The 9986-nt window shown below is 65.3% G+C and carries 11 protein-coding genes; 5 read left to right on the forward strand and 6 right to left on the reverse strand.

Features of this window, described 5'->3' with window-relative positions:
- Positions 1-564: 564 nt before the first annotated feature.
- The 3 genes from CKO23_RS22685 to CKO23_RS22695 all read left to right on the forward strand — a co-directional run bounded on the left by CKO23_RS22685 (position 565) and on the right by CKO23_RS22695 (position 1712).
- Entirely contained in the window at positions 565-846 is a 282-nt protein-coding gene (locus CKO23_RS22685) for an aldose epimerase family protein (RefSeq protein ID WP_346014671.1), read from the forward strand.
- Positions 847-1116: 270 nt separating this feature from the next.
- On the forward strand, positions 1117-1395 hold the full coding sequence (locus CKO23_RS22690; RefSeq protein WP_200335443.1) for a type II toxin-antitoxin system RelE/ParE family toxin: 279 nt from the start codon (positions 1117-1119) through the stop codon (positions 1393-1395).
- 29 nt (positions 1396-1424) lie between these two features.
- The gene (locus CKO23_RS22695; RefSeq protein WP_440870592.1) at positions 1425-1712 is read left to right on the forward strand and encodes a HigA family addiction module antitoxin; all 288 of its coding nucleotides are present in this window, start codon (positions 1425-1427) and stop codon (positions 1710-1712) included.
- A gap of 445 nt (positions 1713-2157) precedes the next feature.
- On the opposite strand, the gene CKO23_RS22700 is transcribed toward CKO23_RS22695, so the two are convergent.
- The 5 genes from CKO23_RS22700 to mobH all read right to left on the reverse strand — a co-directional run bounded on the left by CKO23_RS22700 (position 2158) and on the right by mobH (position 7812).
- Entirely contained in the window at positions 2158-2475 is a 318-nt protein-coding gene (locus CKO23_RS22700; RefSeq protein WP_007042694.1) for a helix-turn-helix domain-containing protein, read from the reverse strand.
- On the reverse strand, positions 2468-2842 hold the full coding sequence (locus CKO23_RS22705; RefSeq protein WP_200335454.1) for a type II toxin-antitoxin system RelE/ParE family toxin: 375 nt from the start codon (positions 2840-2842) through the stop codon (positions 2468-2470). Before CKO23_RS22705 ends, CKO23_RS22700 begins: the two co-directional genes overlap by 8 nt.
- Positions 2843-3243: 401 nt before the next feature.
- Positions 3244-3888 (reverse strand): DUF4400 domain-containing protein, encoded by a 645-nt coding sequence (locus CKO23_RS22710; RefSeq protein ID WP_200335456.1) that lies wholly within the window; start codon positions 3886-3888, stop codon positions 3244-3246.
- Between the two features lie 2 nt (positions 3889-3890).
- Positions 3891-5756: a conjugative transfer system coupling protein TraD gene (gene traD / locus CKO23_RS22715; RefSeq protein WP_200335457.1), complete on the reverse strand. Its 1866-nt coding sequence runs from the start codon at positions 5754-5756 to the stop codon at positions 3891-3893.
- Complete coding sequence (gene mobH / locus CKO23_RS22720) at positions 5746-7812, reverse strand: MobH family relaxase (protein ID WP_242482674.1); 2067 nt, start codon at positions 7810-7812, stop codon at positions 5746-5748. Before mobH ends, traD begins: the two co-directional genes overlap by 11 nt.
- A gap of 212 nt (positions 7813-8024) precedes the next feature.
- Here mobH and CKO23_RS22725 point away from each other — a divergent pair, with 212 nt between their 5' ends.
- Both CKO23_RS22725 and CKO23_RS22730 read left to right on the forward strand, forming a co-directional pair.
- Entirely contained in the window at positions 8025-8291 is a 267-nt protein-coding gene (locus CKO23_RS22725) for a hypothetical protein (protein WP_200335467.1), read from the forward strand.
- A 69-nt stretch (positions 8292-8360) separates the two neighbouring features.
- Positions 8361-9299: a 2-hydroxyacid dehydrogenase gene (locus CKO23_RS22730; RefSeq protein ID WP_200335469.1), complete on the forward strand. Its 939-nt coding sequence runs from the start codon at positions 8361-8363 to the stop codon at positions 9297-9299.
- A gap of 126 nt (positions 9300-9425) precedes the next feature.
- Here the strand turns inward: CKO23_RS22730 and CKO23_RS22735 are convergent.
- On the reverse strand, positions 9426-9986 hold a 561-nt coding region (locus CKO23_RS22735; protein ID WP_207168664.1), incomplete at its 5' end, for a glycine-rich domain-containing protein.

Below are 9986 nucleotides of genomic sequence, written 5' to 3' on the forward strand. Positions count from 1 at the left end.
TGGGTCAGGCGTGCCTGGGCGCGGATCGACGAAGCGGGCCTGCGACCGAGCGCAGGATGATGTCATGCACGTGCGTCGCGCTGGCTCTCCGGTATTTCATGGGGCGGTGTTTCTTTTTATATCAATATGTTGCCGGGCGGGTTGTGCGGCTACTTGCGCTGGAGCCAGGGCCGAAACTGCCAACGCCCATCCAGCTTTCAAAGAGTTACCGTTTGATGTGCTTTTTCAATGCGTGTAAATATTTAAAAATCAGTAGGTTATAATTTTGCGCTCAGCCCTATTTTTGACTTTCGTGTACGCCAAAAATATCAATCAAGTATTTGTTTTGGAAGATATTTGCTTACCCCATGAGATCCTGGAGAGCCGTCGCGCTGCCTCGCCAACCAATCCTGGCGCGCAGTTTGAGTCAAACGCTGGGGCCTGTACAGAATCGAAGGTAAATCCCACTACGGCGAGTCAATCTGCGGTAGAACGGTTTCGCCGTGGGTCGTCGGCCTTGACGGTGTCACCTACCTCGACAAATTGGACGGGGGTGTCAAGAAGGTCCAGCGCGGACCATTGACGGTGTCAGGGCCGCTGGATCGCATCTACCTCGAGCCGGGTCAGGAACTGCTGTTAGAGGACCCTGTCTTTGAGCGGGCGATCAGGATCAGATCCAATGGCAGTCACAGCGCGGTGGTGTGGAACCCCTGGGTCGAGCAGGCCGCCGCCATGGGGGATTTCGGGGACCTCGAGTATCTGCAGATGCTCTGCGTGGAAACCACCAATGCCGGTCCGGATCGGGTGTCCATTGCGCCCGGTGAGGCTTATCGTCTTGGGGTCGATATCCGAGCGGAGCGCCCCTGAGGTGAGCCCGTTGTGATCGACGATCGAGGCGCGGCGGATGCCGATATCGCTCCCGCCGTGTGCTCGGTTCATGGGGCGTGACAGGGGAAGGCTCGCGCATGTGCTGTCGGGCAGTGCAGATCGCCTAATTTTCCGGCTCGTCCCCCTTGTCGGTCAGCGGTCCGTGGGTCACCAGTGGCGGGTAGGTCTCCAGAAGCGGACATCCTTGAGGCGATCAAGCAACGCGCAAACTGCTTGATGTATTACGTTGCACGTAACATCCTATACCCAATGATCAAATCGTTTCGCTGCAAAGCCACCGCCAAGCTGTTTGCCGGCCAGTCGCCGCGCCCGTTCCGCGCGTTCCAGCCGGTCGCTGAGCGCAAGCTCGCCCAACTGCACGCGGCGGTGACGCTCGACTTCCTTCGCAGCCCGCCTGGGAATCGTCTGGAAGCGCTGAGCGGCGATCGCGCGGGACAGCACAGCATCCGCATCAACGCGCAGTGGCGGCTGTGCTTTGTGTGGCGAGACGGCGATGCGTTCGATGTCGAGATCGTGGACTATCACTGAGGAGCCCAACTATGACACCCACCAATGGTATGCGCCCGGTGCATCCGGGTGAAATTTTGCGCGAAGACTTTCTCGCCCCCTTGGGCATGAGCGTGAACGCCCTGGCCGTAGCGCTCCGCGTGCCGGCGACGCGACTGCATGAGATCGTCAAAGAGCGCCGCGCCATCTCGCCTGATACGGCGCTGCGCCTGGCGCGCTATTTCGGCGGTGATGCACAGTCCTGGCTGAACCTACAATCCAGCTTCGATCTGCGCCGCGCGGAGTTGGATTCGCGCGCGGCGATCGAGCGCGAGGTCATCCCGCGTGAGGCGGCTTGAGATCGTCGGACGCCCCAAGAACGGCTCGCATGCTTTCGTCGGTTTCCATATGCCAACTGTGAGACGCGCCGTGCGGGACGGATTGCAACGATGCGAGAACTGACCCCGATGCGAGTTGACCCCGATGCGAGCTGACCCCGATGCGAGACTGACCCCGATGCGCGAGTGCGCTGCTGATCGGAACGGTCCACTTGCACTCGATCGGGCAGCACAGATCGCCTGACTTTCCGGATCGTCCCAATTGCTGACATTCGGCCAACGCCAGCGAGCGACCGCAGTGGCCTTTTCAGTTCACGTTAGAGTCCGTCTGCGGCCGACCGATCTGGAGGCCATTCCCCTGTTACGACCCTGACCGCCAAGACTTAGGTCCTACTTGTCTTCCGTTTCTCCGAGCTGATCAGCAAGGGACCAGCGCCTCGTGCTTCCTTTCGACTGAACCGGGCGTTCAGGCGATTGCCTGAATCCCCTTCTTCTCGATGACGGTCAGAAGCCGAAGTGCTGGCCCGCCCGGGCGCTTGACGCCTCGCTCCCAGTCCGAGACCAAGTTCTTGCTTACATTGAGGTAACGGGCAAAAACTGGCTGAGAAAGATGCTCGCGCTCACGCAGAGCGCGAATGGCCTCAGGAGAGAGGGGCTCGACTGGCGTCAGACAAGCGTCATCGAATTCGCGCATTGTCTGCTTGTCGATGGCACCTACCTCTTGGAGGGCCTCCATGGTCTCGTGAATCGAAGCCATCGCGTCGCTACGATACTGTCTAGCCATCCTGTTCAACCTCCGAGAATTGCCCATTCTGGATCAGTGCAGAGAGCTGCTCGTCCGTCAACTCAAGGACGTGCCGCGCCGCGTTCTTGAATGCTGTTTCTTCCTCGTCGCTGATATTGGCCTGCTGGCTCTTGGCGAACCCGTAGACGAAGAAGGCGCGATGCGCCTGACGGTACAAGATCAGCGTCCGGTAGCCTCCTGATCGGCCTTGCCCAGGGCGCGCCAAACGCTGCTTGATGACTCCGCCGCCGAGATCAGCATCGATCAGACCCTGCTCCGCTCGCACGACGGCTTCACGTAACATCCCGTCCCGGATCTTCTGCTTGCGCGCGAAGCGCTCGAACCAAGCGTTCTTGAAGATCCTCACGTGCTCTTTCACTCCGATGCTATATCACACTAAGTATTATATCACTGAGTCGGCACAATCACCTCCGCTGAGATCCAGGCGTTCGTCAGCGCAACGGCAGAATGATTGGCAGAGAATCTGACCTGCTATCAGACGCATTTGGTTCGGTAGGATCTTGATGCTGCTAGCTAATCCGGACCGGATCCGACGATGCTCTAGCGTCCGGTTTCCAGTCGATTCCAGCCGTCGAAGCAGTCGGCGCTCAGTGTCCGTGATGGGTCGTGACTTGCCGCTCGTCCCAGACTCTCGACTGACTCCTTACCGCGTGCAAGAGTCACCGCCGTCATTCGCGAGAGATAAAGCCAGCACGGATGACGCCCAGAACGGGGGAGCGGAATCGCATGCACGACAATCCGGCGGACTCACAGCTGTTTGGGCAGATGCGTGATGCCGGTGCCGATCAGGCGCACGGCGATCAGGGTCAGGAGGGGAATGACGAAGGGGTGCAGGGGAAGCGGGAGCAATAGGACCGGCAACAGGAGCCCAACCACCAGCGTTAGACCGGTCTGACTCGCCTGGCGGGCAACCGGGCTCGGGTAGTCGAAGCCCAATTGACGGATCCGCCAGCGCCAGTGGCCCTCAAGCACGCCAGCGACGAGCAGCAGTCCGAGCGCCGGCGCCCAGGCCGTGAGCAGTGCGGCGCGCAGACAGGCCAGCTCGACTAGCAGGCGGACTGCATTCGAGCGGTCGGCGAGCCAGTCCGGATCGACCCCATCGATCAGGACGGATACTTGAGGGTCGGCGCTCATCGACTGGCCCTTGATCAACGCGTCCTTCTGGTCCGTTTGCATCGTGTACCAGCGTCGCGCCAAATCCAAGACCGCCACGGCGCTCCGCTCACCGAGCGCCTGTCGAGACCAGGCCCGCTCCAACGTCCCGACCTGCTCCAGCCACCCCGTTGGCACCCACCACGCGATCCCGATCAGACCGACCAGCAGCAGGAGCAGCACGGCGATGCCACCCGCACCGACAGGGCTCCGCGCATCGCCAGGCTCCGGATCCGGCATGGTCAGCGGACCTGCGCATCCGGTTGGGCGCCCTCTGGCGCCCTCCCCTGACGCCGTCTTGCCTGGGCCGCGTCGACTCCGGCTGGCTCGCGCAGGATCGGCAGTCGCCCTTTGACGATGCGCCCACCGGCAAGACGCGCGATGTAGTGCAGATTGGGCAGCATCCCCAAGAGCGCCGGCTGGAACAGCTCGCTCACCTCTTCCTTGAGCTGCTCACCGACGTTGCCCGAGTGCTGCAGGGGATTGCGCTGGGTGGAGGTGCCCTGGGTGCGGGTCAGTGTCTTGAGGCGGGCCTTCGGCAGACTGGCGGTGACGTACTCCTGGGTCTCGCTGTCGAGCACGCGCAGGGCGATCAGGGTGTTGAGGTTGCCGAGCACCTGACGCGCCTTGGCCGCGCTGCCGGTGCGGGCGGCGAAGTCGGCGAAGGTCTGGGTGGCGATGGTCAGGCGCAGTCCGGCGCCCCTTCCCTTGTTCAGCAGCTGGATCAGGGGATCATTGACGATCTCGGCGGCCTCGTCGACGAAGACGTTCACCGGGCGATGCTGAACGCTGTAGTTGTAGCGGTCGCCGGCAACGGCGGCCAGATCGGCGATCAGAATCGAGCCAATGGCCGCCCCGACCATGCCGTCGGAGAGCGCGTCCAGCCCGATGTAGGCGACCTGGACACGCTCGACGATGCGGGCCATGGCGGTGATCGGACGCGGATCCTCGGGATCGTCGCTGTCGGGCGAGAGCAGCGGCCCGAGCGCGCCGGCGGTGAGCATGTTGAGCACCGGCAGCAGGCTCGCGACCATCTTGGAGAAATGCACCCGGTCGTGCTCGAAGAGCGAGACCAGCCCGTCGATGACGGTGGAGGGGTGCTGGGTGCGGATCTCTTGGTAGACGCGCACCAGGCCGCGCGCTTTGGCCATGGTGTCGTGCGCCTTGCCGATGTAGCGCGCCGCCCTGCCCTCCCAGCCCGGTGTCTGCTCGTCGAAGTAGCGCGTGAGTACCCGGACCACCAGCGCCTCGACGCCGCCTTCGAGGTAGCGGCGCAGCGTGACCAGATTGGGCCGCTCACCGGCGGCCAGCAGTCCGCCGATAACGTGCGAGAGCGCCATCTGGGCGAAGCTCTTGAAGGGGTCGTTGCCACTCACGCTCGGCATGATGGCAGCGATGCGGCTGGCGATCTCGGTCGCGCGATTGAAGCTGTAGAGGGGATCGATGCGGTGACTGCGGTCCGGAAAGGCGGGATGGAAGCTGACGAAGCGCTGGGGCTCGCCGCAGCGCACGCAGGCGCGCCGGGCGGAGGCCTGCAGCTCCTGATCGCCCTTGGGATCGAGGATGACCACCGCCTCGCCGCGCTGCACCGCCTGGGCGACCAACAGCTCGAGCAACCGGGTCTTGCCCGACCCGGTGGTGCCGACGATCAGCAGATGGCCGGCGCTGTGCGCGACCGGCAGCCAGACTGGCGCCTCACGTGCAGCGAGTCCGTGCAGCCAGTGCGCGCCCAGCTCGGGATGGGCCGGCACGATGCGCTCGGGACCGACGCGGATCAGGTCGAGGGCGAGTTGGGCATGCTCGGCGTTCCAGTCGAAGCCCCAGCCAAGCCAGAGATCGGCGGGACGGCGTAGGCAGTATGCGCGAAGCCGCTCGGGATCCAGAAAGCTCAGCGGCTGTCCGCCAAGGCGTGCCCGACGCTGGCTGTGACGCAGCGCGGCGGGCAGCCAGCGCAAGCCCATCAGGATCGCAAGCACGGCCAGCAGTTGAAAGGGGCGTTGATGCAGCGCCCACTGACCGTGCAGACAGGCCGCAAGCAGCCCCACACCCAGCCAGCTTGAAAGTGCCGCCAGCTCGAAGTTGGGCCGCCAGGGCGGGTTATAGGCCAAGGGTCAGGATGCCCTTCTCGACCGGACGTGCATTCGGCAACCGCTCCAGGGCACGGCGCAGGGCGGTCTCCGAGACGCCGGCACGGCGGGCGCCGTCGAGGAGGGGGCCGCGCAGCGGGATTGAGAGTGCACCGGGACGCTCGCTGATGGGGCCGAGGGTCGGATCGCGTGCTAGGAGGCGTTGGCGGATGGTCTGCGCGTACTTGGTCGCGGTGGTCGCGGGGGGGCCTTTCGCACTGGTCCGATTCGATGGATCATCACCGACGGTTGCCTCGGTTGGCACCGACTGGGGCTGGATGGTCTCCGGCGGACGCGATGTGGCCGAGTCGGCGCCCAACCCCAAAGCGACCAACCGGCGCGAGACCGTGCGCCTCAGCCACACCCCGGAGACCCCGTCATGCTCGCGGACCTTGAGCATGGGGCGCAGTGGGTCATGCTCGATCCAGTCGCGGGCGACGAAGGTCTCAAGGATCTCTCCGGGTGCTGCATCCCACCCGGCAAGCCCCTGCGGGTAGGGCAGAAAGACCTTGCCCTGAATCAGGCTCGGGCAGGCATCGGCTGTCAGTCGATCCTCCGCCAGTGCCTGGGCCAAGGCGATCAGAACGTCTCCGGCTGGCCCCTGTTGGCGTAGCCAATCGCGGGCCTGATCCCGCTCGGAGGGCTCGGCCGGTGGGGCGTTGCCGATCCTGTCAGCGATTCCCTGGACATTTTCATGACCGGGCTCGATCGCAAGGCCCGAAGTCGAACCCGCCGTCGCCTTCGGCACGACGCCCGTGTCTTCCACAATGACGGGCGCCGAGCCAGACTCAGGAACCGTCGTGACCAACAACGTAGCCGGCGGCACCACCCCCGAGAACAGCAGCTCAGGGCTCGCCAGACGCAGGAAACTCAGCTCAACGGGCTGCTCGCGGGCTAGCAGTGCCGGAGCCAAACGCCAGTAGCGCGCTGCGGGCACGCCCTCCCCCAGCGGTCGTGCCCGCGCCAGATGACGCTCGATCAGGATGTCCGCCAGCGTATCCGGATCGCGCGGAATGCCTGGGATGCGTTCACTGACGAGCCGCTGAACGATGGCCTCGGCGCAGGCGGGCCAGACCAGGTGAACCCGATTGGGCGGAAAGATCCACACCCGCGCCCCGGGCGTGTTGACCGTCCAGGTCCCGTCGCGTAGCAGCGAGCGCATGGTGTCGATCAGATAGCGCTCGATCGGCACCCCGAGCGAGAGCGCGTCCGGGTCGAGGCGGTTCTCGCGCAGATCCTGGGTGACGCTGACCCGATCGGCCTCGCGCATCAGCTCGCCGAGCAGCGCTTGGTCGTCCATCCCGGCCAGCACCCGGCCCAGGGTGAGCCAGACCAGGGGATCGGGGTCCATCAGCCAGTGGCGCACCGGCCGGGTCATGAGCTGCGGCAGCACGGCGGCGGTGAAGAGTTCATGGCCGTGATGGACGCGTTGGCTGTTCCAGCGCAGGAAGTAGCGGTCGATGCCGTGCGTGCCCGCCCACTCTGCCAGCGGCTCGTCGAGCGGTTGCCATCGGTACGACCCGTTCCGGTCGACCACCGCGAGATCGGCGACCGGCTTGCCCACATCGTGCAGCAGTCCGGCGATGCAGGCGGCCAGGTGCCAGCGTGGCTCGAGGATCCGCCGCTCCTCGGGCAGACGGTCGAGGGCGAAGAGACGTCCGCGACTGGCGCGGGCGGCCTGGAAGGCGACCTCGAGTCCATGCCGGAAGAGCCCGCCCGCGCCGCGATGGTGATGAGTTTCGGAGGCGGGCAGCAGGTGGACGAAGGCGGCGTAGCGCTCGATCAGCGGGAGGACCAGGGTGCGGTAGTCCTCATCGCTGAAGGCCAGGGCATCCTGAAGGCTGACGATGAGTGCTCGCTGGGTCGCGAGGATCTGGGCTGTGCTGGCGACGGGCAAGCCTTTGAGGAAGGGCGGATAGCGAGGGATCTCCGGCGCGTGGTCAAGATCGGGGGGCGCTGCCGCTGCAGAAGGGCCGCTTGACGGCGACTCGACGTCGGCCGTGCGAAAGGCGGCCCAGGCGGCTCGGTAGCGGGTCATGAGGCTGGGCATCGTCGTGCGCGCATCCGCCGTGGAGGGTTGGCAGAAACGCCTATCCAAGCATGCTTCGGGGGCACCGGCGACGAAGAACGGTAAACGCGGTCTTTACCGTTGTCTCGGAAAAACCCTGACCCGCTCGATTAACCGTTTCAGACGGCACCAGGCCAGGCAGCAGCGTAGGCTCATCGCTTCACACTCGTGAGGCTAATGGCATGATCAACCGCGCTCGATCGCTGCTCGCCTTAGGCTTCCTCCTGCTCAGCGGCTGCACCACGCCGCCGGAGCCGACGCCAGCACAGATCACCCCGGCGCGCATCCCCTTCCCTGCCTATGTCTCCTATCGCCCTCCCCAATCCTTGGGTGGCGCCAGTTGGCGTGGCGGGCACACCGAGCATGCCCTCGATCCCGATGGACAATGGTGCGGGATGACCCTCGACGGGCGAGCGCGATGCGGGCGGCAGCGGATCCGCGACCAATGACGCCCCCGGTGACGGCTCCCTGCCCGGCCCACTATCATGCAGCGCCCAGCCACTGTTGCAAGCCCCGTCATGAGCACCCTGAACGGCGTCCTGCTGGACCTGGCCACGATCGACCAAGGTGACCTCGACCTGTCCTGCCTGGATCGGGTCTGCGGCCACTGGCAGCGCCATGCCTACACCGAGGCTGCCGATACGCGCGAGCGCCTCCGCAACGCCCAGATCGTGGTGACCAACAAGGTGGCGTTGGATCGCCAAACCCTGGCCGCCGCCAGCGAGCTGCGCCTGGTCTGCATCGCCGCCACCGGCACCAACAACGTCGATCTGGAGGCGGCCCGTGAGTTGGGCATCGCCGTGGCCAATGTGGCGCGCTATGCCACCCCGGCGGTGGTGCAGCACGTCTTCGCCCTGATCCTCGCCCTCACCACCCGCCTGCCGGAGTACCAACGCGCGGTCTCCTCGGGCGCCTGGCAGCGCCATGACCGCTTCTGCCTGATGGACTATCCGATTCGCGAGCTCGCCGGGCGCACCCTGGGCATCGTCGGCTTTGGCGAACTGGGCCAGGCGGTCGCTCGGGTAGCCGAGGCCTTCGGCCTGCGGGTGCTGATCGCTCAGCGCCCCGGTGGCCCGCCGCGTGAGGGCCGGCTACCGCTGGAGGCGTTGCTGCCGCAGGTCGATGTGCTGACCCTCTGCGGCCTCATCGGCGCCCGCGAACTGGACCTGATGCGCCGCGACGCACTGCTCATCAACACCGCCCGCGGCGGCATCGTCGACGAACAGGCATTGGCCGAGGCCCTGCGCCGCGGCACCCTCGGCGGTGCCGGGATCGACGTGCTGAGCACCGAGCCGCCGCGCGGGGGTAACCCGCTCCTGGCGCCGGACATCCCCAACCTGATCGTCACCCCGCATATCGCCTGGGCCAGCCGCGAGGCGCGCCAGCGCGTGGTGGAGGAGATCACGGCCAACATCGAGGCGTTCCTGACGGGGAAGGACCGCAACCGCGTCGCCTGAGCGGCATCACGAAAGCGCGGGAAGACCGAGTGACGAAGCCTCAGGGCGGGTTGCATCAACAAGACCATCCTGGCTCTCACCTGAGGGCAACATGCGTCGAGAGCACGCGCGCGCTGCTTGAGAGGATCAGGAAAGCAGGCGCCGAACCAACGTCCACAGCCGGCGCGGACGCGGCACCAGCCAATAGTCGTCACCATTGATCCGGAGCCAGTGCAGATCCCGGCCGAAGCGCTCAACTAAGGGTGGCCAGATATCCATCGATGGATGCTCGCCGAAGACACGCCAATAGCTGTGGAGCGTCTTGGAGTACCAATCCGCGTACTTGCGGCCCTCGGCAGCGCCGCCCCGCGTCGGGCCATGGTGCAGCGGGCGCGGCAGCAGCGCTGTGAACGCGCCCCAATAGTCGCGCGTGTAGAGCAAATGCAGGTGCCACGCCTGATCCACTTGATCGGAGGGGGTCACCGGGTGTCCCGCGACCATGGCGAGGAGCACGAAACGACGGTATTCCTCAATCACGCCCTCCGCGAACATGGTTGACCAGTGATTGTCGCGTGCCAAGCGACGGCTGAAGCACAAGGGTGCATCCGGATCATCCAACACATGCGCGCGGATCCGCCGCCACAGCGCCTGCTGTTCCTCGCTCCAGGATTCAGCCCCCACAGCCTCCGCCACCGCAGCCACCTCCCC

It is taken from the genome of Thiocystis violacea, from assembly GCF_016583565.1.
GTDB classification, from domain to species: Bacteria; Pseudomonadota; Gammaproteobacteria; order Chromatiales; family Chromatiaceae; genus Thiorhodococcus; species Thiorhodococcus violaceus_A.

Coding starts and splice junctions, on each gene's coding strand:
- CKO23_RS22690 (WP_200335443.1), top strand. CDS start 1,117: ATGATCAAATCGTTTCGCTGCAAAGCCACCGCCAAGCTGTTTGCCGGC.
- CKO23_RS22695 (WP_440870592.1), top strand. CDS start 1,425: ATGCGCCCGGTGCATCCGGGTGAAATTTTGCGCGAAGACTTTCTCGCC.
- CKO23_RS22700 (WP_007042694.1), bottom strand. CDS start 2,475: ATGGCTAGACAGTATCGTAGCGACGCGATGGCTTCGATTCACGAGACC.
- CKO23_RS22710 (WP_200335456.1), bottom strand. CDS start 3,888: ATGCCGGATCCGGAGCCTGGCGATGCGCGGAGCCCTGTCGGTGCGGGT.
- mobH (WP_242482674.1), bottom strand. CDS start 7,812: ATGACCCGCTACCGAGCCGCCTGGGCCGCCTTTCGCACGGCCGACGTC.
- CKO23_RS22725 (WP_200335467.1), top strand. CDS start 8,025: ATGATCAACCGCGCTCGATCGCTGCTCGCCTTAGGCTTCCTCCTGCTC.
- CKO23_RS22730 (WP_200335469.1), top strand. CDS start 8,361: ATGAGCACCCTGAACGGCGTCCTGCTGGACCTGGCCACGATCGACCAA.